This is a genomic window from Candidatus Poribacteria bacterium, from assembly GCA_016866785.1.
In the GTDB taxonomy this organism is placed as follows: Bacteria; Poribacteria; WGA-4E.
In genome coordinates this window covers 1-24,613 of sequence record VGLH01000043.1, presented here as the reverse complement: position 1 = coordinate 24,613, position 24,613 = coordinate 1, and the positions used below count along the sequence as shown (strand labels likewise).

Sequence of the window (24,613 nt, the reverse complement as noted above, 5' to 3'; positions counted from 1 at the left end):
CTCCGGGCAACTGGACGCGACACGCTCCATTCTACCACCGCAGCCCTCTGCCGGGAACGTCGGCGATGCTCAGCGGACGGCGGCATCCTCTACGCAACGATCCCCAGCCCCTCCAGACACCGTGCCACTCCGTCTTCGTCATTCCTGGGCGCGACGAGCAGGGCCCGCTCCTGGACATGCGCTGGCGCGTTGGCGACGGCGACCGGATAGCCAGCGACCTCGAACATCGTCTCGTCGTTCTGCGCATCGCCGAACACCATCATGCGCCCGCGCGGAACGCCGAGTCTCTCCGCCAGTCGTCCCAAGGCGTTCCCTTTGGAGACGACGGGATTCATCATCTCGACATACTCCGGGAGGGTGTTCGTGACATAGAGTCGATCTCCGAACCGCTCGCGGAGCGCCGGAATCATCTCGGCGATTCGCGGCGGCTCTGCGATGAACTGCATCTTCGTCGGGGCCCGGTCAGGTCCGAACTCACGTAGGTCCGCCACCAGCTCGCCAGTGATGTGGGTTCGGCTCTCATAGAGTTCCATCCATGGCGTCCTCGCAACGGCGAAGAACCGGTCGTCCCAGAAATACTGGCAATGGAGCTCCTGCTCACGCGCGATCTCGACGACCTCGCGAGCCGTGCCCGCATCGACCGGCGTGTGCTCGATGAGGCGCGACGCGAGCACGTCCCACACCATCGCCCCGTTGTAGCAGATGATGGGTGTCCGTAGACTCAGTTCGCGATGGAAGGGCTCGAGCGTGGCACGCATCCTCCCGGACACGAGCACGAAATGGATGCCTGCGCCGACCGCTTTAGACACCGCCTCTCGTGTTCGAGACGTCAGCCTGAAGTCCTCGTTGAGAAGTGTGCCGTCCATGTCGCACGCGATCAGTTCGATGGGTCGGGAAGGTCGGATGCTCGAAGCCGCCACGCGCTTTCCTCCATCTCCGGAACGGAGCCATCAGTGCACGAGAAAAGGCAGAACGCCGCGAGTCCATGCGCGTTCTGCCTTGCCACTGGTGACTCGTGCTGTCGTGTCCAGCCGAGCTAGTTCGCGGTCGCGGAAGACGGCTTGTCGGACGTTCCTGCCTGCTGCTCCTGATAGAACTTCAGACCGTCGCCATCTTCGTCCTGCTCGAACTGCCGCACCTTCTGCTCGGCGGCGCGGAAGAACGGAGTGTCGGTTCCGAGGCTCGCCGCCGCCTGATACTGGCGGTAGGCGATCTCGAACTCACGAATCGTCTCGTAGCACACCGCCTGAGCATACACGGCTTCACCACGACGGAACGCCTGCGGGAAGCGCTCGAACAGCTCGTCGTACGCCTCGATCGCGTTCTCGTACTCGCCGTTGTCCTGGTACAGGCGCCCGATCTGATACATCGCGTCGCTCGCGATGAATCCCTGGTTCCAGAGGTCCTCGACGAGCTGCCGGTAGTTGTCGACGGCGTTCGGCAGATTTCGCAGCGGATCACGCTCCCAAGCCTGGGCGATGTTCAGGTAGGTCTGCGCGACCTGCTCGCCGTACACGCCATAGAGCTCGTTCGGGTTCACGCGGCGACCGGACGCCTTGAACTCCGACGCCTTCTCCTTGCGCTTGCTGCGGATGTACTCCTGGTCCGCCAGAATGCCATCCAGTGACACCTTGGCGCGCTTCAGAAGCGACTGGGCTTGCTCAGACTCGAAGGTCGTCGGGTACGTCTCGAAGACCCGGACGAACTCGGGCCATCCGGTCGCGTAGTCATACAGGCGGTAGAAGTAGATGCTGCCGATCTGGAACTGAGATCGAGCCGCCTTCCTGGCGAAGTCGTCGCTGTCAGACTTCCGCCATCCGTCCGCGAGACGGATCAGCTCTCGATGCTTCTCGATCGACGTGTGATAGTCGCGGAGCACCTCGAACGAACGCCCGACCTCGTAGAGGGCTTCCAGCGCGTCCAGGCGCATCTTGTCGCTGGCGTCGGCTGGCGTGTTGTCGAACGTCCTCTGCGCATCGCGGATCGTCTGGCGGTTCTTGTTGACGGCGGCGATTTCGCTGCGCGCCAGCCCGGCGCGGTAGCCTGTCGGCGTGGTCGCCACGATCTGGTTCAGCAGCTCGATGGCTTCGTCGTAGTTCTTGCCGCCGGGAACCGTGAGCTCTTTCTTGATCTGTGCGGCCGCGTACCGGGCGCGGTTCGAAAAGGATCCCGTCGGGTCGTCGGCGATGACGCTGAGGTACTTGTCGTACGCCTTCGACAGCGCGTCTCGACGCATGGCGACGTCGGTAAGGGCACGCGCCTTTTCCTCGTCGCGGGTAGCGTTCGCGAACCCGATGGCTTGGCCGCCGCGCAGTGTCTTCGTGACGTTGCTACAGCCGCTCACCACCATCGCGGCGACGGCGAACGCTGCCCCGGCGGCAAGGATCCCTGCTAGTGGCTGGGTCCGAGTCCAGGACTTCATCAGGATGCCTCCTCTAGGGACAAACATGGTGACGAGTCCGTGGCGCCTCGCGGTGCGAACGTGGACTCGCGCCGGTAGAAACTGTGCACTGGGAGAGAATCTACCCGAACTACTTCCGAAACGCAACCGTGATCTCCCCCCACTGCTGGACCTGCTCCACGTCGGCGTCCAGAGGAGCGAACCGGATCTTCTCGACCCACGCCTGCGCGGCGCGTTCCAGTTCAGGAGTTCCGCCCTTCTGGACGATGACGACGCGGGCGACGCGTCCGTCCGGTGTCACCCAGAACTTGAGGCGCACCTGCGCGCCCTCGCTGCTGGCGACGACCGGCGCATCCGCCACGTACCGGAGGCTCCTTCCGAGCACATCGCCCTTGAGGTTGGAACCTGGAGGGAGGGCGACGGCGGAACCGGTACCGGTTCCCGTTCCTGGTGCGGCGCCAGGGGTTCGTCCCATCGAGCGTGGGTTGCCGAACACGGAGCGGTCGCCGGTCTCACGGCGTGTCAACACGTTGGGCGAAACGCCCGTATCCAGCGTGCGAGCGGAACTGGGAGCATTGGAGACAGACGCGCCTCCCAGTAGACCGGGGTCGAGCCGCTGAGTGGGGACGCCGACTGCGCCCAACTGCGTCGGATTCAGGTTCGGAAGGGCGGAGCGACGCTCCGACGGCAGTCCCGAAGCCCCTCCTGTCAGCGTCGCGGTTGCGACCTGGTCTCGCCGATTGCTCGGGAGCTCCGGGCTCGGCGTCACTTTGGACGTCGCCGGTTGCGACACGACCTGCGGGACCTCCTTCGGGCGCTCACGCGGCTGTTCCGGCTCATCGACCGGCAACGCCGGTAGCATCACCACCTGGATGGTTTCGCGACGAAGCGCCTCGGCATCGGCGCCCTTGCTGAACACCGAGAACCCAATCAGGAGCACGAAGACGACGTGAGCCGAGACGGTCCACATGAGGAAGCGCGGCGACACGCCGAGATACCGGAGCGTCCACAGCAGCGCGCCGACGGCGGCGACCACACCCACGGCGATCAGCAACGCGGAGCCGAGCGGCGACGCGTTCATGGTGCTGCCTCCCCAGCCTGTCGGGCGCGTCTGACATCCGTGTCCTGGATCGTGACTTCGAGCTCCGACTCGTCCTCATCGACGGTGACGAGCTCGCCCATTTTCAGGAACCGGATCAGCGCGATGCCGTAACGACGCGCTTCCATGGCGAGTCGGTCGGCGCGGTGCATCAGGATCTGATGCGCCACCAGCGTGGGAACCGCGATCAGCAATCCGGCGAAAGTCGTCAGGAGGGCGACCGAGATGCCGTCGGCGACGATCCGAAGCTGCATTTGCCCTGTTTCGACGGCGAGGGCTTTGAAGCCCGTCACCATGCCGAGGACCGTGCCCAGCAATCCCAGGAGCGGCGCGAGGGTCGCGACGAGCGCGAGCACGTGCATGTTCCGGTAGAGCTCCGGCAGCCGCCTCTTGAAGAACAGCCGCACCAGCTTCGTCAGAGCTTCCTCGCTGGCGTGCCGGTTCTCGATGCCCAGCTTGAGCAGGTCGGTCACCAGGTAGGAGCGGCTCTCGCACAGCGCGAGCGCCAGATCGTACTTGCCGCGTTCGAGCTGCCGATAGATCCGCGCGACGTACTCCGACGGAATGTACCGGTCGCGCCGAAGCGTCTTCCAGCGTTCCAGCACCACGGTCGTTGCCACGAGCGAGAAGAAAGCCAGCGGAATGAGCATGGGGCCCCCTTTGAGGAGCTCCTGCGATCCCGCGAGCATCCGATGGATGAGCGACAGCATGCCCAGACCCGTCCGGCGTCAGAAGTTCACGCGAAGACCTGCGGCGGCGATGTTCTGCGTCACAGAATAGGCGTCGTCCGTTCTCGACGAGCGGAGGCGTTGACGTTCACCGATGCTGACTTCGCCCGATACGAACGCCTCGACCGCCGCTCCGAAGCGACGCGCCAGTTCCGCGTCGGCGACCGCGTATGGATCGATTGAGGCGTCGCCCTCGCGCTCCGTGTACTGCTTGCCGCTCCACGCCGTACCGACTCGCGCTGTCCACCGGTCGCCGTCGGACCATCGAGCGTGCGCCCGCGCCGTAACCTGCGGTCGATACGGCAGGTGGTCCGGCGAATGGACCTCGCCGTCCATCTCGCATGTTGGATCGCCTAATACCATCTCGGTCGCAGCAAACGCCCCGAGCGACAGTCGCGAGGTAAGGGCGATCTCAGCCGATCCGTCGGCTCCCAACAGGTTCGCGGTCGCGGGAATGGGAATCCACCCGATCGCACCCGCTGCATCGGCGGACTCGACCCAGATCGGCAGTCCGTGCATCCGCCTGAGCCCCGCCTGCACCGTCCACGACAGCGGCTTCGACGCGGTGCGGAGGCTGGTCGCTGCGTGCCAGGTGCGCGACGGCGGCAAGTCCCGGTTGACGCGCAGCCAGTCTTGCTGCTCGTACGGCTTCGTGCCGGCGGCGTTCACGGCGTAACCCGCCGACGTCGACCATGACATGGCATCGCTGATGAACGACGACCATTCGACGCGGAACGGAACCGCCACGCGCGTCGACCGGCTCGACTCCTCCGCCGCTGGCGCGCTGCGTGGTTCGCCGTAGAGACCCAACCCCACGGCGTACGACACCGCACCGGACGAGAACGACACGAACCGATCATGGATGGATACGGTTCCGATTCCGTAGGAGTTGCTTCGTCCTTCGGCTTCCGAACGCACGTAGCGAAGCGATCCGACGAGCGAGATCGGGTCGGCGTCGCGATCCCACGTCAGCTTTCCATCCAGGGAGGCATCGGCGACGCGATCCGCGACGGACTCGTCGCCGTCCGCCTTGAGGTTCCACTCCGATGCCGACGCCCGAAGCTCGGCGTTCGGTCGCGATTCGGGTTCACCTCTCGACGACCACATGCCCGAAGCGCTCAACAAAGCCCCGGTCCTCTTGCCCAGGAGAAGGTCGCCCTCGATTCCCGGCATGATCCAGTTCAGCGTGCGCGTGCGCCATTGGGCGTTCGCGGAACCGGCGTCGAAGTTCGACAGCCAGCCGACGCTGCCGCGCAACGCTAGATCGTTCAGCGCTCCACGAGAGCGAGTGAACGCGTCGTTCTGAGATTCGCCAGCGGCTTGCAGCGCCCCGTGAACGCGGTCGCCGGATCGAGCGAGATCGACACGGTACTTGAGGCTGCCCTGCGCAGCGGGGATCACCTCTGCCCGTGCCGTCGGGCTCGCCGGGCCCTCTGCGGGTAACAGAACTCGCGCTTGTTGGGGACGCGTCGAAGTGAACCCCCAAGGACGCTCCTTCGGACGCGTCAGGAGGTACCCCTGCGCGAAGGGCGTATCCGTCACGACGTAGACATCCCGCTGTGCCGACAGGCGCGTGATATCGATCACCTGCACTTCGAGGCGAGTCGGAGCGCCTTCGATCCGCTCGGACGGCTCCGCCGCCGACGTTTCCTGCGCATGTGCCGTAGGAAGCTGCGCAGAAAGCGCCACGACCACAGCGAGGACCACACGCCGCGCCGGACCCACTCGGCGGCTCCTACGGGTTCGGGACGGTGTCGAGAGTCTGTTGAGGATCACTGTGAGCCGCCCTGCTTCAGCGCCGCCAGCCGGGCATTGACGAAGTCGATGAACGGCTTCCACTCGTTCGTGCGCTGACGATGGTTCGCGTACGTGGCGACAGCTCGCTCATACCAGCGCACGGCTTGAGTGCGCTTGCCGCCCTTCTCGTACGCGTCTCCGGCGCGCGCCAGTCCTTGCAGCGCCTCGCCGGGGAAGTCGTCACCGTAGACAAGGGAGACGACCAGATACGCTTTGGCCGCGTCGTCGTAGCGCTTCAGGTTCATCTGGGCATCGCCGGTGGTCATCTGCGCCTTGACGACCAAGTCATTCGGATAGCCGCTCGGTTCGGCGACAATCGGCGCGATCGCCTGGATGGCTTCCGCGTTCCGCTTGAGCCGCAGGAGCGTGTTGCTCAGATCGACTCGCGCGGCTTTCCCTTCCTCGGTTGAGGGATACGCGTCGATCAGCGCTCGATAGGACTTGATCGCCGCGTCGTTGGCGCCCTGCGCCAGTTGGAGCTCAGCCGTCAGCAGGTACGCCCGCGACGCCTCGGCTGCCTTCGGGTGCTGCGATACGAGCTGCTGAAGGAGCTCGATGGCGCGGGCTGGGTCTCGCCGTCCGTTGTCGGGGTCGCGCAGCACCCACGCCCCGAAGTAGAGCGCGCTGGCGCGGATGTCCGCCGTCGCGTTGCGAAGCCCCGACACCGCCCCAAACGCCTGGATCGACTGCGGATACGAGCGGAGCTCGTAGTAGCATCTGCCGATATCGTATTGCGCGTGAGGAGCGGCCGAAGAGTCCGGGTAGCGCGAGATCACCTCCTGAAACTGCGCAATCGCCTGCTGATACTTCCGGTCGTCGAAGTAGCTGATGCCAATGGTTCGGAGCGCGTCCGGCGCGAGCTCGCTCTCCGGGTACTGGGTCACGAGCGTTCGGAATGCGTCCAGCGCGGCTCCCGTGTCTCCCGACAGTTGGTAGGCTTGCCCGATGGCGTACTGGGCGTCGTCAGCCAACGGGCTGGACGGGTAGAGCGCCTGAAGCTCGCGGTACGAGCGGATCGCCGTCGCGTAGTCCCTCAGATTGTAGTAGCTCTCGCCGATCTGGTATTGCGCCTGCTCGCGGATCTGTATCTTGCGGTTCCCGACGGTCGTCTCGGCATTCGGATAGCCGTCTCGCACTCGCACGTATTCGCGGATGGCGTCGGTGTACTGGTTCCGTTTGAAGTATCCGTTCGCCCGGTAGAGGATCGACTCGGGCACGAGCGGACTCGTCGCGTGGCGGCGCAGGAGCTCGTCGAACGCCTCGTTCGCCTTCGCGTAGTTCTCGCGTAGGTAGTAGGTCCACGCGAGCATGTACCGAGCGTCGTCCACCCACTCGCTCTCGCCGAACCGCGAGATGAGCGCCTCGAACGTCGAGCTCGCCGCCGCATAGTTCTGCAGGTTCACTTGGGCGACGCCGATGTCGTAGCGCGCCTTCGCCGCCGCCTCTGGCTCCGATTTGGGATCGTCCGCGACGCGCGTCCATGCGGCGATGGCTTTGTCGTAAGCCCCCTTCTGGCTGCCGGCGTCTCCCGCCGCTTGCCCCTCTGCGAAGTGCGTCCACCCGATTGCCGTTCGCGCGAGCCGACTCCACTCCGTGTCGGGAACCGCCTTGATCAGCGCGTCGTACTCGGCGCGCGCCCCGGCGTAATCCTGCTGCCAGTAGAGGCTCTCGGCGAGGAAGAACCGCGTCGCGGCAATGTGCTCCGACCCCGGCGACGCGCTGATGAGCGCCCGCGCCGTGGCGACCGCGTCGGCATAGAGCTTCCGCTCGTACTGCGTCCGCAAGAGCCAGTAGCGCGCCCCGTCCGGCTTGCCGAGCGCGGTTCCCTCCGGCGCTCCGGTCAGGAACTTCGCGAACGACTCCGCCGATCCGGCGTAGTCCTTCTTGTTGAACTGGGCGATCCCCAACTGGTACAGCGCGTCCCATCGCAGCGGCGAATCCGAGCTCCCCGCGACTTCGGCGTAAGCTTCGGCGGCTCGCTCGTGGTCGCCCAATATGGCGTAGGCGGTGCCCCTGCCAAGCAGCGCATCGTCGTAATAGCTCGACGCCGTCGGGACCCGCCGGTACCAGATCACCGCCGTGTTCAGATCGTTCAGGAGCCGACGACATTCAGCGACGTACCACGTCGCGGCGTCGTGCAACTTCGAGCCGATATCCTCGGCGAGCGGCTCGAACTCGCGGACCGCCTCCGCGTACTGGGTCAGATCGAAGAAGGCTCGCCCGATGCTGTACCGGGCGTTCGGCACGCGGTCGCTGTCGGGATAGGCGCTCAGAAACCGGCGGAACTCGTAGATGGCTTCGTTGTAGCGCTTCTGCTCGACGAGGATCTCCGCCGCCCAGTAGTGCGCGTCGGAGGCAGCGTCGAGCGACGGGTATCGCTGCCCGACTCGGCCGAACTGCTCGCGCGCCTCCGCGAATCGCTTGGCGCGGAAAAGCGCCTGACCGATGCGCAACTCCGCGTCGGCGACCAGGTTCTCGTGATCCCGCGAGGTTCCGAACTTCTCGACGAACGCGGCGTACAGGGTGCTCGCCTGGTCCCATTGCTCCGCGTAGAACAGCGATTCCGCGGCGCGGTATGCGGCTTCAGGCGCTTGCGGCCCGTCGGGATAGCGGCTCAGGAAGTCCGCAAGCGTCGCGTAGGCGTCGGCGTAGCGCTCCAACTGGAACTGCGCCCATCCTTTGCTGTAGATCGCCGTTGGCGCTTCGGGCGACGTAGGGTGGAGGGCGAGAACCTTGTCGAATGCCTCGATCGCCTTCGGGAAATCACCCAACCGGTAGTAGGCATCGCCCCGGTAGTAGAGCGCCGCCGAACGCACGTGGGGGTCGTCCGAGCGCTGCAATACCTCGTCCAGCGCCAAGATACTGTCTTCGAACTTCCCTTGCTGGAACCAGGATCGCGCAGCGCCGAAGATGCCGTCGAGTCGCAGCGGGCTCGTCGGATAGTCGTTGAGGAGGCGGCGGTAGCGAACGACCGCGTCATCGTGCCGCCCCAAGCGCTGCGAAGCCTCGGCAGCGAGGTACAGGGCGTCGTCCGCTCGATCGCTGTTCGGGTACTGAGCGACGAACAGATCGAACTCGTCCTTCGCGGTTTCGAGGTCGCCTTCTTCGTAGAGCCGATAGGCGAACGTGTAGTCGGTCGCCTCGTCAGCCACCGCCAGAACCGGCGCGCCGGCAAGAAGCAGCGTCAGGACGAGCCACACCATCGGACGATGGCGGTTCGCCCTCGCGAATCGATGCGGATGTCTCATGCGCGGAACCTTTGCGGACGCGAGGTCGTTCCTTGCCGGGCGCAATGATCCTGTCGGCGAGTGCGGCACGATCTTCACGTAGTAGTCAACGTCGGGCGCAGCCGCATTGGTGACAGCATCGAGTCCTGCGCCGTGCCAAATCCCGGCGATTTCGTTCGGCAGCACCCGACTCCGATCAGAGCTGTACCACGGTGCGCGTCTGAAACGACTTGATGGCGGCTTCGATGATCTCCTGCACCCGCAGCCCCGCCTCGCCAGACGCCTCGATGTCAGCGTAGGGCACGCGGTCGTCCACCTGTTCGACCCAGTGGGCGATGCGGTTGCGGAACGTATCGTCGAAGCCCGACACGTGTCCCGGCTCCCCGGCCGCTGGATTTGTCTCGACCTCGCGGGCCCCGCCACGACGCGCAAAATAGTGGAGCGATTCGTATACGCCTTCGATGATGAACCGTCCGTTGGTTCCACCAACTTCGCAGCGCTCGATCAAGCCCCCGCCGTCGTAGCTGCCGCTCAGATGCCCGATCGTGCCGTTCTTGTAGTGGATGTTGACTGAGAGGTTGCTCCAGCAGATTCTGCCCGGAGCCCGGTTCGCAAAGCAGTGAACCGCGTCGGCGTCTCCGACGAAGAAGCGCATCACGTCGAGCGAGTGCGGGTGCAGCGCCCGGAAATGGAAGAAGGGCGAGGACTCGTTCGGGTTCTCGATTCGCAACACCATATTGATGAACAGCGGCTTGCCGATCTTCCCGCCTTCGCCTTCGCGCATCCACTCCTTCGCCTTCCACGCGAAGGGGACGAAGCGATGGTTCAGGTTCGTTCCAAGGTAGAGCCCCTTCTCACGGGCGACACTGACCATCTCGCGGGCGAGCGCGACATCGTTGCTGAGCGGCTTCTCGCAGAGCGTGTGCTTCCCGGCGTTCAGCGTTTCCATCACGGGCCCGTAGTGGTCTCCGCCGTTTTCCCTCCCGCCCGTACAGACGCTGACGGCGTCGATCTCCTCGGATTCGAGCATGTCCTGGATCGTGTAGTACGCCTTGCCGCCGAACTTCTGCGCGGCGTCATCCGCGCGTTCGCGCACCATGTCGCAGACGGCGACCAGCTCCGCGCGCGGGTGCTCCGCGTACGACCGCGCGTGCAGTCCTCCGATGCCTCGCATTCCGATGACACCGACTCGCAGCATTCGTTCCCCCTGTTCGGCGCTGTGAAGCGCGATAGCCGGCTCCCGACCAGCCGGTCAGGACGCGCGATTCCTCAATGGAATCCTCTTGAACTCTTGGGTGATCGACGTGATCGCGTGCTCGGTCGCCAGCCGCTCCAGGCTCGAAGCTCCGACGAACCCGACGGCATCCGTGTGCGTGTTGATGTAAGCCGCATCCGATGGCGACGAGATGGGCCCGCCATGTGAAAGGAATAGCAGGTCAGCGCGCGCCGATCTACCGCCGTCGATGATCGTCTGAACCAGGTGGGAGGCGTCGTCCAGCGACATCGCCGTGTGCGATCCGATGGAACCGCCGATGGTCGTGCCGCAGTGAGCGATGATGACGTCGGCTCCAGCGCGTGCCATCTCGCGGCTCTGGTCGGCGTCGAACACGTAGACGATTGTGAAGAGGTCCATTCGGTGGGCGGTCCCGATCATATCGACCTCTTTGCCGAACCCCATGCCCGTCTCCTCAAGAGTGAGACGGAACGTGCCGTCGATGACGCCCACCGTCGGGAAGTTGTTGACGCCGGAGAAGCCCATGGCTTCGACCTGCTTGAGGAAGTGCCACATGCGACGCGTCGGGTCCGTACCGTTGACCCCGGCGATGACGGGTACATCTCGCACCACCGGCAGCACTTCGCGCTCGCCCATCTCCATGACGATGGCGTTCGCGTCGCCGTACGCCAAAAGCCCGGCGCATGATCCGTGTCCCGCCATGCGGTATCTGCCGGAGTTATAGATGATGATCAGATCACCGCCGCCTCGCTCGATGAACTTCGCCGAGATGCCGGTTCCAGCCCCGGCTGCGATGATCGGCTGTCCGGCGTCCACGACGGAACGGAGTCGAGCGAGCACTTCGGCGCGCGTGTGCGGGTTCGGCATGCAGGTCTCCTGCGGGTCTCAGTCGGGTTCCGATGCGCCGTTGACCGCGTCGGATCGCGCCTGTCGAGCGCCTGACGCGGCGCGGATCATCGTGTCGACGAGTTCGTAGAGTCGGTCGAGCTCGCCCTCGGTCGGACGGTAGCGGGTCAGTTGGGCGAGCTCACAGACGCGCAGCACTTCTCCAGCGTAATCGATGACGGCGTCCATCGGGTCCTGGGGCAGCGAGTCGAGAATCGCCGCGACGCCGACGCCGAACGTGCGGATCCGATAGCGCTCGAACAGGTAGCGCCGCACGAACGCATCCAGCCGGTAGTAATCCGCGACCAGGCTTTTGCCCTCGCGCTCCTGCCTCAGCCGCCAGAGCTCTGCCGACCAGTCCCTGCGCAGCCCTGCCGGAGCTTCGGCGACGGACCATTTCGATGGATTCGAGCGGTCAATCGGTTCGACCGATTCATTGAGGGAAGCCTTGGTCTCCCAGTCCATTTCGGGAACCGGCGTGGGCATCGGTGCGTCGCGTGTCGCCTCGTTGAACGCGCGAGCGCGTCGAACCGCGCGCCGAACTCCGCGCATGGGCGCGTTCGGCCGTCGCTCCCAGAAGTACCAGCCGACTACGGCGGCGCATACCAAGGCCACGACCGGAGCGACGAAATCCATCGCGTCCAGTCGCCGCTGGAGTACCGGCGACGGTACTTCCACCGCCGACTCGGCTGCGGCGGACAAGCTAACCGATGCGGACACCATCAGCATCATAGGGCGAGCTCTTTGATCTTGCGAAACAGGGTTCGCCGCCCGATATCGAGGATTCGTGCCGCTTCGGCGCGGTTCCCGTTGGTCGCATGGAGCGTCGCGCGGATCGCCTCGCGCTCGATCTCGCGCATCGTCATGCCGACGAACACATGGGCGCGCTTCGGGTCGTTTCGGTCCGCATCGCTCTCCGTCGATATGACCTGACCGGCATCCCTGGGCTCGCCACGATGCGCGTCGGGGTCATCTGAACTCTCCGCCTGGCGTCCCGAGGCGACGAGCCAGTCCGGCAGGTCCGGCAGGTCGAGCATGTCGCCTTCGGCGGACACCACCATCGCCTCGACGGCGTTTTTCAGCTCGCGTACGTTCCCGCTCCACGGGCAGCGCTCCAGCAGGCGCAGCGTCCGAGCCGTGAACCCACGGATCGGCTTGTCGGCAGCCGTCGCGAACTGCCTCAGGAACGCGTGCGCGAGGATCGGGATGTCCTCGACCCGTTCGCGCAGTGGCGGCATCTGGAGTGTGGCGACGCACAGCCGATGGTAGAGGTCTTCACGGAAGGAACCCGCGCGGACGGCTTCGAGCAGGTCGCGGTTCGTCGAAGCGATGATCCTCACATCGACGTGGACCGATTTCTCGCCGCCGATCCGCTCGAACTCGCGGGTCTCCAGGACGCGCAGCAGTTTCGCCTGCGTCCCCAGGTCCATCTCGCCCACTTCGTCCAGCAAGAGCGTGCCGCCGTGGGCGGTTTCGAACCTGCCCTTCCGTCTCCGCGTCGCGCCGGTGAACGCGCCCTCCTCGTGACCGAAGAGCTCGGTCTCAGCCAGGGACTCGGGCACTGCGGCGCAGTTGAACGAGACCATCGGGCCCTTCCGGCGAGCGCTGTGGAAGTGGATGGCTCGCGCGGCGAGCTCCTTGCCGGTTCCGCTCTCTCCCAAGATGAGGACGGTCGTGTTCGGCACGCCAGCAAGGCGGATGATCCGGTCGTAGATCGCGCGCATGATCGGCGACTTGCCCGTGAACCCGACGAGCGATGTCTCCGACGAAAGCTGCTCGTGAAGGGCGCGATTCTCTTCGTAGACCGCCTGCTCACGGCGAGCTCGCTGGACAATCGCCCGCAGGCGTTCGAGGTTCACGGGGCGCTCGACGAAATCGTACGCGCCGTTCTGCATCAGACGGACCGCCGAATCCGTGTCGAGCGTGTTCGGATCGACGATCAGAATGACGGCGATGCGTTCGTGGATCGAGCGGGCAACGCTCAGCAGATGGGCTCCGTCGGCTGAGGGCGACCGCATCGGCGCGACGAGCACGTCGGCGGGTTCCGCCTGAAGACAGTTCTGTGCCTCCACCTCGCTTCGCACACGGATCAGGTGCACGTCGGACCCGTCGAGAGCTGAAGAGATCGCCTCGCGGAGCCGCGAGTCCTCCTCGACGACGATGATCGTGGTCGTGTCGGGAGCCAGATCGCTCATTGCCTGCCTCGCACCGTCTGATACGGGACGTGGGTGGCGCAAATGCTGTCGGCGAATCGGAACCTCAACGGCAGGTCGGCTCCGAGGCGAATCCCAATCCTGAGCGTGACGGCGATCACCCGGCTATGGGTTCGAGGCGGCTTGCACACCGCCAGTGGTTCCGCGTAGAGCGGGACGCCGTTCTGCTCGGGGCGAACGCCCAGCGCCTGGGTCAGCTTGCCAGGACCCGACGTGAGCTCTTCGAGCCGCTCGCGGTTCCTTCGCCGCTGCATCAGCGCGACTCCCTCGCTCGGTTCCAGCGCTCGGATGAGAACCGCTCCGGCGATGCCTTCCCGTTCCGTCACGACGTTGAGGAGCCAGTGGCATCCGTAGTTCAGGTAGATGTAGGCGTGTCCGGGCGGTCCGAACATCACCTGCGTCCGAGGGGTTCGACCACGGAAGCCGTGGCAGGCGGGGTCGTCCTGGAGGTATGCCTCGGTCTCGACGATGATTCCCCCGGCGAGCCCGTCGGACGTCCGGTGCAGGAGCTCCATCCCCAGGAGGTCCCGCGCGACGTCGACTGTCGGCCGGTCAAAGAACGTCTGATCTAGAGCGCGGCGGTTGTCGGCATGTTGACGCACACGCGTCGCCTGGCGAACGGGTCGGTAATGACGACGCCGGCGGATCGACGCCTCTTGATGAGTCCAGTGTACTGTCCGCGCCGAAGGTGGTCAAGCAGCGGGCCCGCAGCCCGATCAGAGCGTGTGCCCCGATCCTGACGAAGGCATGTACAGGTCGAGCCCGACGCTGATCAGGCTCAACACGCTCCGCAGCATGAAGTCGCCCAACACGAGCCCCAGGAACGCGGGCATCAGCGCTCGGTAGCGCGTCATCCCGCCGAATCGCACGATGAGCGACTTCAGGAACCAGCCCACCATCACTGGGAACCAGAAGTAGATCATCCCGCCCCAGTCTGCGCCGGACAGTACGTAGCCGGAACCGTGGAGCGGGAACCAGATGAGCCGCGACCGGAGCCCTTGCAGCAGCAGGACGAACCCCATACCCGCCAGCATGAACGCGCTGCCTCGAAGGTCGGAAGGCGTCGGCGACTGGATCCACCGCTGGAGTGGGTTGTAGCTCTCCCACCCGAAGTTGCCCACCCACCCCCGCGCCCGTGCCAGCACGCCGTAGCCGTATGAGAAGTCGAGATATGCCCAGAACGTCGCCAGCACGCCTATGCCAATCGCGAGCACCATCGCCCAGACGAGCGGTCGGCGTGCTATGTCGCTCCGGTCCCCGATCCGCAGCATCTCGGCTTGGTTGGGCATCGGGTGCGAGCGGTTGCATCGGTTGAACGCGTAGAGCAGCGTCAGCCCGGTCAGGTTCTGCGCCCCGAGACGCCGTGTGCCGAAGATCTCCACCATGAGCTGTCGCGGCGCGAAGCCGATCACCTCGTGGTACGGCGGACCCAGCGCCGCGCGGACGTATGCGATGGACAGCGCGAACGCGAGGAACAACGCGTAGAAGACGATGACGACCCACAGCTTGAGCCCGAGCGCCAGGCAGAACCCTAGCGAGGCGACCGTCGCCGCCCCGGTCAGAACGACGAGCGTTCGATACGAGAACGGTTCCCTCGGATCGCGCTCACCGGGAGGCGCGAACGCGCTCCGCACGACCTCGGCGATGTGACGACGCGCCGACCAGGCGACGATCAGCGCGATGCCGACCCAAGCCCCGGCTGCGCGGTCGTTGAGTCTCAGGTCCTGCCATCCTGCCACGTCGGCGATGACTCGCTCCAGGCGGGTCAGCCAGAAGAAGAACCACGTCGAGAAGGAGAGATCAAGCGGCATGAAGTAGGCGAGCCCGACAATCGCCGTATTGAACGACATGGACAGATAGCCCATGGCGCTCCACGGGCGCTCCGTGAAGTGCGCATCGAGCCGGTAGTTGGGCGGGAACGCCGGTACGACCGGGAAAAGGTCGTGCAGCCCGTCGATGACGCGGATGAATGTCGAGATGCCAAACCCGATCCACATGACGCGCGAGCGGAAGAACGCAGGGCTCGTCGCCATTTGGAGCGGAAGCTCCGTCAGCGGGTAGGTAAGCTTCTCGTGCTCCATCCAATGCTGGCGCAGGATGAGCGAGAATCCCAGCAGCGAGCCGTAGAACGCGACGATCAGCGCGGACCAGAAGAGAACCGGCGTCAGCCAAGCCAGCACGTGCTCGCGCACGTAGAGCGTGCTGTCGCCCTCGAAGTAACCGCGAAGCACGCCCACATCGCGGACGGTCGCCCACTCCGGGATGAACCGGCCGAAGAGCTCGACGTACTGGTTCTCGACAGTGGCGAACCAGAAGGGATGGGCGAGCGTGCCCATCAGAATCGCCATGAACGCATGGCCCGAGATGGTCGAGACCATCGTGACCATGACGTAGATGAGCAGGAGCTCTTGCGGCGTCAGTGCCGCGCTGGGATAGGCTCGCTTCGCCAGCACGTTGAGCGCCAGTAGCACGCCGAGCGTGAAGATCGCGTTAGAGAAGGGCGAGACGAGCGTGTAGACGGCATACCAAATCTCGCTCGCCTTCCCGACCCAGTAGGCGTTCAGGATGACGAGCGCGATGCCCAGAAGCACAACTCTCCGTCGGATCGGCACTCCGCCCGGTGCGCCCTTCATCGAACCCCCGGCGGGCGGCGTCCGTCGCGCGGTCGGATCACGGTGCGTACTCCTCCGCCACCTCCATGGCGATCGTCTCCCACTCCCACAGCCGTCGAGGGTCGTAACGGACGGTCGAGATGTCCTTGAGGATCAGCTCGACGTGGCAGCCGCGCGCCTTGTCGAGGAAATCGCGCAACTCGCGGCGGGCTCGCTCCGGGTGCCAGTCGTCGCTGGCGAGAACGGCTGGGTTTGGCTTCCGGGACAACACGTAGTCGGTCCCGACCTTCGCGATGGCTCGGTCCGTGTCGATCCACGGGCTCATCGAGAGCTTCCGCAGGTTCGGCACGCGGCGCAGGATTTCCACCTTCGTGTCGAGCGGCTCACAGCATCCGTAGTAGGTGAGCCCCCACCGCTCTAGCCACCGAAGCTCGTGCTTCAACGCGAACTCCCAGTGCATGTCCGGCGACACGTCGGAGAATATCTGCGCCGTCGCGCAGCCCCACATGTTCTTCGGCTTCACGTGGTCCGGGTCGTAGTCGTCGCCTGGCAGTTCGTCGGTGTGCCCGTATCCGCCGGAGCCGATGCGCGTGTTGTCGTCGTTGCGCGAGAGCAGGTTCAGCGCTTCCCACTGGTCGAGCTCGTAGAGGTAGGCATCGACCAGGTGGGTCATGATTTCGTTGACCATCTCAGGACGGTCCGCGAGGTCGATCATGGCGTCCTCGACGCCCCACCACCGGATGAGGTTGTCCCACGGGGCGAACCAAGTGCCCTTCCTGCCGACCTTCGTGACGGGCAGGATGCCGTCGTAGACCTCGCACATCCGTTCGTAGTTGCGTTCGGTCGCCTCCGCGTCGTAGGTGACTTCGGGGAACTTGATCTTCTCGACGTCCGACGGTTCCCAGATCTGCCGGTGGAACTGGCGTGACACGACGCCACTCGTCTCGTCGGTTCGGCGGATGTCCACTTTCTCCGAGATACCTAGACCCGTGCTGTGGATGACGAGCGGACACGACAGGTAGTCGTTGACGATCATGTCGCCCGGGAGATGGCGCCACTGGTAGAGCATCATCCGGAAGCCGCTCTCCTGACCCCTCGCCCATGGGTCCTCGGCGCGGAGCGTCAGCTCGTCATCGACGTTCATCTCGTTCCAGCAGACCTCGTTGATCCAGACCATCGGGCGGACCGGTTCCAGCTGGTTCAACCGCCGCCAGAGCTCCGCCTTCTCACGGTGGATCGGGAGAGCTGCGATCTCCGCCTGCTCTTGGGCGAGGCTCCGAAGCAGATCGCGGTCGTGGCGAGACAGTGGCATCGTGGGCTCCCTTCAGGCGCCGAGGCGCGTCCATGCGGGACAGACGGGCTGGGACCCGCCGCGCAACCGGCGACTTAGAATACCCCATCCGAGCAGCGGCGGCATGCGCGTGAGACGTGTCGCGCCTACATGAACGGAGTCACGTTACCACGGAACGGTGGGAACAGGCTGTCGAGGACGGCAGACTCGACATGCCCAACACTGCAGTCCGCGTAGTCGACGGCGAGCTCTTCGCAACGGCGTCTGCCGAAAACGAGCTGCAGGAGCGTGAGGTCCGGAAACCGCGTGTTGCCGCCGCAGGGCTCGCAGGACGCGATCTCGGCGATCTTGCCGCGACGGAGGTCGATACGAAAGGCGGAGCGATAATCGCTCACCGCAATCGTGCCGGTATACCCCTCGGCGACGGTTCCGAGCAGGTTGCGTTCCAGACCCCCTGAGATGCGCTTGAGAAACGCAACCATGTCGGGAACGCGGATGTACCACGCGTAGGGAGAGAGCCGTCGGGTTTTGTGGGGGTCCAGTGCCGCGTAGGCGGGATGCTCCTCGCCGAGCCAGAACTCGATGGCGTTCGCCTGCTTCGAGGGGTGGTCGCCTTCTTCCAGCTTCTGGCGCGCGTTCGCCAGCACACTACACAGCACGTCGGGCATGACGTTGAGGTGGCTCACCCCCGGGACGAGCTCCAGCTCCAAGACGCAGCACTCGTCCCCGCGCACCCATGCGCTTTCGCTGACGTAGCCGATCCGACGCCGACGAGGCGTCTCGATGATGAGCCAGTCGCGTGCGACCTGTCCTGTCGCGGGGCCCAGCCGCATCGCTCGCTCCAGCGCACCTGCCTGCCACTGCACGGCGATGGACTGGCGCTCGACGGCGTTGGCAGTCAGACGATGGACAAACGCGAGGTCGTCGCCGATCTGCGCCCGTCGCAGGACTGCCGCCTTCGCGCCGTGCTGATCCGGGATGTCCGACTCGCGGACCGTCCTGCCGCCGCCCATGTTGAGCGCCATGTCGTAACCGAACTGACGGTAGAAGTTGGGTATCCCGCCGATGAACTGCATGAGCTCGCCGCGTCGCGCGCTCAGGTCGTGAATCGCCGCGAACTGGCGGCGGACGAGCCCCTTCCTGCGGTACTCGGGAGCCGTCGCGACGAGCTCCGGCATGCCGCATGGGAACGCCGCGCCGCCGAAGGTCCACGTTTGGTTGATGAGACACATCGACGAGACGATCTCCCCGTCCGCGTTCTCGACGATCGTGAAGTCGGACGCGTCTGTCGTCGGGTGTTCCCCCGACATGAGGTCGCGTACCCACGTCTCGATCAATCGATGCTGTCGATCTGGATGGTGGATGGATTGCTGGAAGTCGGCGACGCGCTCCGTGTCCTCGCGCGTGCAGAAGCGCAGTCGGAGCCCGTCTGCCAGGTTCTGCGGCTGTGGCAGGATCGCCGTGCCCTGGATGCTGTCTACTGCCATCGTGCTCTCCATCGTCTTTGTCACCACGTAGAGACTCAACGACGGATGCACGTCACGGTCACATCAGCGTGCGTGGATCGATCACGGCTCCCAGCCGATCCGACTCGTAGGCGGCGAGCGCGACCGCCATCGTCCGGCGGGCGTCCGCTCCCGAAGTCAGCGGCTCCTCGCCGTCGCGGATGCAGCCGAGGAAGTGGCGGATCTCCTCGGTGAAGGCGTCTGCCGCTGGCAGGTCGATGCGCTGGGGCTCCTGTGAAGCGCTGTCGAGCCGATGGACGCGCAAGCCGTCGTGGTTGTGGATGCTCCCGCCAGCGCCCTCGATCCAGAAGCGCTCGTACCAGACCTGCTTTCGGCTCATCCAGTTGATCGTGAACGTCCCGATGGCGCCGCTCTCGAAGCGCAGGTTCACGATCCCGGCGACTTCCCCCTCCATCCGATCCGGCTCGAAGTACCGGAACGACGACACGGCGGATACCTCGCCCAGGAACCAGCGCAGCAGATCGAGCCGATGGCATCCCGCCGACGCGATGGCTCCGCCGCCCAGCCGATCCGCCTGACGAATCCAGTGCCCGACGGGCATCTCGACGTTCTGGTTGTGGTCGATCCGGGCGAGCATCGGGGCTCCGATGGCTCCCTGGTCAAGAAGCCGCTTGGTCTCGACGTGCTGCGGGTCGAACCGCTCGCAGAAGGCGCACATCAGCCTGACGCCTGCGGCGCTTGCAGCGCGAACCATCGCGTCGGCGTCTGCGAGGGTCGTCGCCAGCGGCTTCTCGACGAAGGCGTGTTTGCCGCATTCCATCGCCGCGATGGCGACGACGGCGTGCATGTCGTGCGGCAGGCAGATATCGACGGCGTCGATGTCCGTCCGACCGACGGTCTGCTTCCAGTCGAGGGAGACGCGCTCAGCGCCGAGCTCCTTGGCGCGCGCCACGGCGAGGTCGGCGCTCGCGTCGCAGGTCTCGATGATACGCACTTCCTCGGAACCGAGGGCAGCGTATCCGCGCGCATGGGCTCTGGAAATGCCGCCGCAGCCGATCAGAGCGACTCGTATCGGGCTCGGCATGGGTCAGGACTCCTTGGGCGTCCACCACACGGCGAAGGTGCTGAAGTCCGCCTCGCACTCGTTCCGCACGGTGTGGAGCGACCCCGCCGGGATGAAGACGACATCGCCCTCACGAATGACGCGCCTCTCGCCGTCGATCTCCATGGCGCCCTCGCCAAACCGGACGTAGTAGATCTTCGACACGGACGCGCGTTCGGGCTTCTGCTCCATGCCCGTCCTGAGGAGCCCGATGGCGCAACTGAACGGCGCGCCGATCTCGTCCCCGCCGAACACGCCATGCGCGAGGATCGTGTTTTCGTGAGCCGGACGCAGCGCGTCGGGATCATACGAGCGAACCTTCATCCCCTGCCTCCCGGGTCTAGTGAGCGCGGACGTTGGGCATCGTGCGCGCCAAGTCGCTGAGCCGCACGTCGCCGGTCTCTTCCAGCCAGCGCAGAATCCGATAGCGGAGCCCCAGCAGCGTGTCGCGGTGGGCTCCCATCTGCGCCAGGTTCCGCTGCTCGAGGGGGTCGTCTTCCATATCGTAGAGCTCGTCCTGGTCCGCGAGATGCCAGTTGTACTTCCAACGGTGCGTTCGGACGCTCAGGATCGGGCTCATCTCGCCGTAAGCCTCGTACATCTCCATGAAGACCGCGTCACGCCGGTTGTGGGCGTAGTCCCACACTTGCCGCATGCTCTCGCCCTGCATCGACCGCGGAACGCCGATGCCCATCAGGTCGAGCAGCGTCGGCGTGACGTCGATCGTGCTTGTCAGATGGCGCACTCGCCGCCCATGGGGAACCTGTCCTGGCAGGCGCAGGATGCAGGGGACGCGCGTCGCGTCGTCGTACATGAACAAGCCCTTGGCGAAGAGCCCGTGGTTGCCCATCGCGTCGCCGTGGTCCGCCATGTAGAGCACGATGGTGTCGTCGGCGATACCGAGATCGTCGAGGGTGTCGAGAACGCGTCCGACGTTCACGTCGATAAGGTTCACCAGACCCCAGTAGCGGGCGATGATCCGCCGGAGCTCGTCGAGGTTCAGGTTCGCTGGATCCGAGCCGACCCACGACTCGAACCACCGGCGCGGCACTCCCGTCGTCTGGCAGAACGGCTTGTCCGCGAACGTCTCGGTCACTGTCGGCGGGATCGGCACGTCTGCCGGGTCGTAGAGATCATCGAAGGGCCCGATGTAGGGGTCGTGCGGCGCGCGCATCGAGCAGACGCAGAGGAACGGGTCCTCCCGGTACTGCCGGAGGAACTCGATGGTCCGGTCGCACACGACCGTATCGTGCGCGAGTTCGAGCGGCACGATCCCGCGCTGCGATCCTCGGTTGCTCCCGTGCGGGAAGTCGATCTGCCCGCTTTCTTCGAGGCTCTGTTCGTAGCTGCCGCGCAGATGCGTCCACCAGGCGTCCGTGAAGCCGTGCTGCGGCGCTCGCTCCCTTCCGATGTGCCACTTGCCAATGTAGCCGCACCGGTAGCCGGCTCTCTTGGCGACGTCGCCGATCGTGTCGATCTCGTCGGGGAAAGTGATGCCGCGCCCGTCGTCGTTGACCATGACGCCGTTCGTGTGAGCGTATTGGCTCGACCAGATGCTGGCTCGCGAGGGGACGCAGAGGGGGATCGTGACGTAGTGCCGCTCGAACAGCACGCCTTCGCGCGCGATCCGGTCGATGTTGGGCGTCGAGATGGTCTCGTTGCCGTAGCAGCCCAGGGTGTTCGTGTGCTGCTGGTCGGTCATCAGGATGAGGACGTTCGGGCGTTCTCGCATGCCTGCACCTCGGGTGAAGGTGAGCCGCACGTCGCCGGAATCGTCGCTCTAGCGCACCAGTCGGGCAAGCAAAGCAAACCCCACGGGAGACCCGTGGGGTTTGTCTTCCTGACAACAACTCTCTTTCGGGAACGAATGTTCCAGAACGAAAAAGACTCGTACATCTATCGGCAGATGTCAGCCGTGCCTGAACGAAGCTACTTGATCGGGTAGGTGGGAACGTTCACGTAGGAACGCCAGTCTTCGTCGTGGATGCGCCACTCGCCCCGGTCGTTGACGAACTTGAGCGTCTTGAGCCCCACGTCCTGGTAGGCGATCCGCGTGTCGCCGTCGACCGTCGCCGCGAACTCCTGCAGGAAGTTGATGCCCGCCTCGGCATAGTCGCCTTGAACGACGACGTTCGAGATGCTGATCTGGATCCGAGAATAGGCGCGAGCGAGGCGCTCCATGCGGGTGCGAAGCTGCGACTTGCTGAGCGTCTCCCGGATTTCACGTCCGTCGACGACGGTCACGCGCCGGATGGTCGCGTAGTCGGCGTACCACGCCATGTACGCGTCCATCTCCTCGTTCTCCCACGCGGCGCGCCACGCTTCGAGGATCTGCTTCAGCTTGAACTCCGTGTCGAGAGGCGTTCCGTTGGGAGTCGTCGCCATGCCCGCGACGGCGAACTCGGAGGTCCCCTCGGACAGGCTTCCGCTACCGTCGCTATCGGAAACCGACGCGTCCGTTTCAGCCGTCGCAACATCCGTCGACACGCCCTGGATGCGCCATCGGCGATCCCACTGCGCCCGTGCCAGATTCAGAGCGACCGTGCGATCGGACTGAGCTAGCGCCAGGTCGACGTGGTCCTCGTCAATCGTGTGAGCATCAGCGAGCACGAGGATGGCAGACGTCGATGGATCGACCGGCTCCTCGATGGGAGCGACCAGCTTGCCCTCGCGGTGGAGCTCTTGAAGCAACTCGAGACCGCGCAAGTAGCCGGCTGAGTCGGAAGTCGCCAGCGCGTTGCTCACGAGAAGATCATAGGCATCGCCGTCGTTGTCTTGGACGGCTTTGTTCCAGTCGCGGATGAACCCGTCGAGAGTCTGCGGTGCAGGACGCAGCGCCAGGATCACCGCGGTCACCACGGCAACGGCGAGAACCGCGCCTCCGCCGATGCCGGCTCCCCGACGAACGGTGCGCGACGATGTGAGGCTCCACAGCCGCGCAGCCTCGCGGCGCCACCGTTCAAAACGAGCCCGGAGCCCGGATGCGAACGAGCTGCGTTCTTCCTCAGGCACGTTCATGAGCATGCTCCCAAGGCTCAGCGGCGCGGGAAGTCAGGGACGTCGCTGTAAAACTGCCAGCGCTCGCGGACGATACGCCATTGCGCACCCGACCGCTCCCAGACGGCGCTGCGGATCCAGAAATCCGCGCTGGACGCTCCGGCGCCGGAGCCCTTCCGCCGGTAGGTGATCTTCGCGGCAATGCCCGTGCCTTCCGCCGAGATCGTCGGCTGCGAGACCTCTTGCCACGCGCCGCGATCCGCGCCCCGGATCGCAGACACGAGACCCACGCGCGCCAGCGCCGTCGCGCTTTCCTTGCCGGCGACGACCGTCACGCGTTCGCCGCGAGCGTTGGGAGCGTAGAACGCGGTGTGGGCTTCCATATCGCCCTTGTCCCACGCCTGTTTCCAGGATTGCACAAGCGGGCGGATCGACCGTAGGTCCGCATCGGATATCTGGACGGCCGGCCGATGCTGCTGCGCTTCCTCACGGGCGCGCTGGAGCGCCTCGTTCTTCGCCGCGTCGCGTTCAAGCGACTCGATGCGCTCCGAATAGGCGCTGGCGAGCTCCCGCGCCTCCGTGCGCACGGCGCGGGCTTGCGTCGCCTGGGTCGCCGCCTGGCGCTTGGCTTCATCCAGGGCTTGGCGTGTGGCAGCCATCTGTTGCTGGATGGCAAGAGCCTCACGCTCTGCCTGCTGCTGGCGCTCGCGAGCCGAGTCGAATTGGCTGTTCAGATCGTCGATCCTGCCCTGAGTCAGGCTGAGTTCCGACTCCAAGCTGCGAGCGCGTTCCTCCGCCGCCTCGCGCCCCGCGAGCGCATCGGACAATTCGCGGCGGTATGACGATTCGAGGTGTTCGAGTCGAGTTTGCAGCGAATCGAGCTCGCTCTGGACTCGCGTGAGCTCGTCGCGCTGCTCGCCAGCGTGTTGAGTCGCCGACTCCAGCCGGTTCGCCAAGTCTTGCGCGTGCTCGATCTCGCTCGACAGCAGGCGCTGGTAGGCGTTCGACTGAGAATCCAGCAGAACCGCCTGCCGCGCCTCGAACGACGCCTCTTGGGCGGCTCTCAGAGCTTCGATGCCGCGGCCGGCTTGGTAGGCGGCGTGAGCTTCGATCAGCCGCTGCTGCGCCCGGTCGAGGGATGCCCTGGCGCTCAGCGCCATGTCGGTCCTGCGCGCGTCGGCGATGTTCGCCTGCGCGGCTTCGAGCGCGCTCGCGACATCCGTCGCCCGTATCGCCCCCATGCCCCCCCCGCAGGCGGCGAGGACCACGGCGAGCACCAGCGTCGCCGCAGGGATCATCGCCCGCCGGACCGATCTGGATGTCCCGTGGATGGTCATGGGTCTGCCTCCAGCACTGGTATCGAGACACACGGATCCTATGCCACCATACCACACGAAATGCAAGGTCTCGCTTACACGATCCTTAAATGTGTGTATCGTTGCGGCAATCGCGATCCCTGACCTCATTTGCTAAGTTGTGACATACGAGAACCGGTTAGAATGTGGGTCAGAATCACGGTCTCTGGATGGAGTTCTGACCATGCTACAGGATGTTCTCCGCG

19 protein-coding genes are annotated in these 24,613 nt (G+C 65.3%); all 19 read right to left on the bottom strand.

Annotation, left to right across the window (positions count from 1 at the left end; genetic code table 11):
* Nucleotides 1–89: 89 nt before the first annotated feature.
* Nucleotides 90–920: an HAD family phosphatase gene (locus FJZ36_08145; GenBank protein ID MBM3214869.1), complete on the bottom strand. Its 831-nt coding sequence runs from the start codon at nucleotides 918–920 to the stop codon at nucleotides 90–92.
* Nucleotides 921–1,036: 116 nt separating this feature from the next.
* Nucleotides 1,037–2,422 (bottom strand): tetratricopeptide repeat protein, encoded by a 1,386-nt coding sequence (locus FJZ36_08140; GenBank protein ID MBM3214868.1) that lies wholly within the window; start codon nucleotides 2,420–2,422, stop codon nucleotides 1,037–1,039.
* Nucleotides 2,423–2,531: 109 nt separating this feature from the next.
* Nucleotides 2,532–3,482 (bottom strand): TonB family protein, encoded by a 951-nt coding sequence (locus tag FJZ36_08135; protein ID MBM3214867.1) that lies wholly within the window; start codon nucleotides 3,480–3,482, stop codon nucleotides 2,532–2,534.
* Nucleotides 3,479–4,210: a hypothetical protein gene (locus tag FJZ36_08130; protein ID MBM3214866.1), complete on the bottom strand. Its 732-nt coding sequence runs from the start codon at nucleotides 4,208–4,210 to the stop codon at nucleotides 3,479–3,481. The genes FJZ36_08135 and FJZ36_08130 overlap by 4 nt, the downstream gene beginning before the upstream one ends.
* 18 nt (nucleotides 4,211–4,228) lie before the next feature.
* A complete protein-coding gene (locus tag FJZ36_08125; GenBank protein MBM3214865.1) occupies nucleotides 4,229–5,953 on the bottom strand; it encodes a hypothetical protein in 1,725 nt (574 codons plus the stop codon).
* A 47-nt stretch (nucleotides 5,954–6,000) separates the two neighbouring features.
* Complete coding sequence (locus tag FJZ36_08120) at nucleotides 6,001–9,438, bottom strand: tetratricopeptide repeat protein (protein ID MBM3214864.1); 3,438 nt, start codon at nucleotides 9,436–9,438, stop codon at nucleotides 6,001–6,003.
* Between the two features lie 10 nt (nucleotides 9,439–9,448).
* On the bottom strand, nucleotides 9,449–10,450 hold the full coding sequence (locus tag FJZ36_08115; protein MBM3214863.1) for a Gfo/Idh/MocA family oxidoreductase: 1,002 nt from the start codon (nucleotides 10,448–10,450) through the stop codon (nucleotides 9,449–9,451).
* Nucleotides 10,451–10,504: 54 nt separating this feature from the next.
* A complete protein-coding gene (locus FJZ36_08110) occupies nucleotides 10,505–11,353 on the bottom strand; it encodes a phosphoenolpyruvate hydrolase family protein (protein MBM3214862.1) in 849 nt (282 codons plus the stop codon).
* An 18-nt stretch (nucleotides 11,354–11,371) separates the two neighbouring features.
* Entirely contained in the window at nucleotides 11,372–12,103 is a 732-nt protein-coding gene (locus FJZ36_08105; GenBank protein MBM3214861.1) for a hypothetical protein, read from the bottom strand.
* Complete coding sequence (locus FJZ36_08100) at nucleotides 12,100–13,566, bottom strand: sigma-54-dependent Fis family transcriptional regulator (protein MBM3214860.1); 1,467 nt, start codon at nucleotides 13,564–13,566, stop codon at nucleotides 12,100–12,102. Before FJZ36_08100 ends, FJZ36_08105 begins: the two co-directional genes overlap by 4 nt.
* Nucleotides 13,563–14,186, bottom strand: a complete 624-nt coding sequence (locus tag FJZ36_08095; protein MBM3214859.1) for a DNA-3-methyladenine glycosylase — start codon at nucleotides 14,184–14,186, stop codon at nucleotides 13,563–13,565. Before FJZ36_08095 ends, FJZ36_08100 begins: the two co-directional genes overlap by 4 nt.
* Nucleotides 14,187–14,300: 114 nt before the next feature.
* The gene (locus FJZ36_08090) at nucleotides 14,301–16,175 is read right to left on the bottom strand and encodes a hypothetical protein (GenBank protein ID MBM3214858.1); all 1,875 of its coding nucleotides are present in this window, start codon (nucleotides 16,173–16,175) and stop codon (nucleotides 14,301–14,303) included.
* Nucleotides 16,176–16,254: 79 nt separating this feature from the next.
* On the bottom strand, nucleotides 16,255–17,508 hold the full coding sequence (locus tag FJZ36_08085; GenBank protein MBM3214857.1) for a hypothetical protein: 1,254 nt from the start codon (nucleotides 17,506–17,508) through the stop codon (nucleotides 16,255–16,257).
* Between the two features lie 125 nt (nucleotides 17,509–17,633).
* Nucleotides 17,634–19,013, bottom strand: coding sequence for a GNAT family N-acetyltransferase (locus FJZ36_08080; protein MBM3214856.1), 1,380 nt, complete (start codon nucleotides 19,011–19,013; stop codon nucleotides 17,634–17,636).
* A gap of 19 nt (nucleotides 19,014–19,032) precedes the next feature.
* Nucleotides 19,033–20,037: a Gfo/Idh/MocA family oxidoreductase gene (locus FJZ36_08075; GenBank protein MBM3214855.1), complete on the bottom strand. Its 1,005-nt coding sequence runs from the start codon at nucleotides 20,035–20,037 to the stop codon at nucleotides 19,033–19,035.
* A 3-nt stretch (nucleotides 20,038–20,040) separates the two neighbouring features.
* Nucleotides 20,041–20,379, bottom strand: a complete 339-nt coding sequence (locus FJZ36_08070) for a cupin domain-containing protein (GenBank protein MBM3214854.1) — start codon at nucleotides 20,377–20,379, stop codon at nucleotides 20,041–20,043.
* A gap of 16 nt (nucleotides 20,380–20,395) precedes the next feature.
* On the bottom strand, nucleotides 20,396–21,787 hold the full coding sequence (locus FJZ36_08065; protein MBM3214853.1) for a DUF4976 domain-containing protein: 1,392 nt from the start codon (nucleotides 21,785–21,787) through the stop codon (nucleotides 20,396–20,398).
* Between the two features lie 197 nt (nucleotides 21,788–21,984).
* Nucleotides 21,985–23,073 (bottom strand): hypothetical protein, encoded by a 1,089-nt coding sequence (locus FJZ36_08060; GenBank protein ID MBM3214852.1) that lies wholly within the window; start codon nucleotides 23,071–23,073, stop codon nucleotides 21,985–21,987.
* 17 nt (nucleotides 23,074–23,090) lie between these two features.
* Nucleotides 23,091–24,389, bottom strand: coding sequence for a hypothetical protein (locus tag FJZ36_08055; GenBank protein ID MBM3214851.1), 1,299 nt, complete (start codon nucleotides 24,387–24,389; stop codon nucleotides 23,091–23,093).
* Nucleotides 24,390–24,613 lie beyond the last annotated feature (224 nt).

What these genes read in the sequence shown, in the direction of transcription:
- FJZ36_08100 (MBM3214860.1), bottom strand. Translation starts at nt 13,566, where the DNA reads ATGAGCGATCTGGCTCCCGACACGACCACGATCATCGTCGTCGAGGAG.
- FJZ36_08055 (MBM3214851.1), bottom strand. Translation starts at nt 24,389, where the DNA reads ATGACCATCCACGGGACATCCAGATCGGTCCGGCGGGCGATGATCCCT.
- FJZ36_08070 (MBM3214854.1), bottom strand. Translation starts at nt 20,379, where the DNA reads ATGAAGGTTCGCTCGTATGATCCCGACGCGCTGCGTCCGGCTCACGAA.
- FJZ36_08060 (MBM3214852.1), bottom strand. Translation starts at nt 23,073, where the DNA reads ATGAACGTGCCTGAGGAAGAACGCAGCTCGTTCGCATCCGGGCTCCGG.
- FJZ36_08130 (MBM3214866.1), bottom strand. Translation starts at nt 4,210, where the DNA reads ATGCTGTCGCTCATCCATCGGATGCTCGCGGGATCGCAGGAGCTCCTC.
- FJZ36_08135 (MBM3214867.1), bottom strand. Translation starts at nt 3,482, where the DNA reads ATGAACGCGTCGCCGCTCGGCTCCGCGTTGCTGATCGCCGTGGGTGTG.
- FJZ36_08115 (MBM3214863.1), bottom strand. Translation starts at nt 10,450, where the DNA reads ATGCTGCGAGTCGGTGTCATCGGAATGCGAGGCATCGGAGGACTGCAC.
- FJZ36_08110 (MBM3214862.1), bottom strand. Translation starts at nt 11,353, where the DNA reads ATGCCGAACCCGCACACGCGCGCCGAAGTGCTCGCTCGACTCCGTTCC.
- FJZ36_08075 (MBM3214855.1), bottom strand. Translation starts at nt 20,037, where the DNA reads ATGCCGAGCCCGATACGAGTCGCTCTGATCGGCTGCGGCGGCATTTCC.
- FJZ36_08105 (MBM3214861.1), bottom strand. Translation starts at nt 12,103, where the DNA reads ATGATGCTGATGGTGTCCGCATCGGTTAGCTTGTCCGCCGCAGCCGAG.
- FJZ36_08140 (MBM3214868.1), bottom strand. Translation starts at nt 2,422, where the DNA reads ATGAAGTCCTGGACTCGGACCCAGCCACTAGCAGGGATCCTTGCCGCC.
- FJZ36_08085 (MBM3214857.1), bottom strand. Translation starts at nt 17,508, where the DNA reads ATGCCACTGTCTCGCCACGACCGCGATCTGCTTCGGAGCCTCGCCCAA.
- FJZ36_08065 (MBM3214853.1), bottom strand. Translation starts at nt 21,787, where the DNA reads ATGCGAGAACGCCCGAACGTCCTCATCCTGATGACCGACCAGCAGCAC.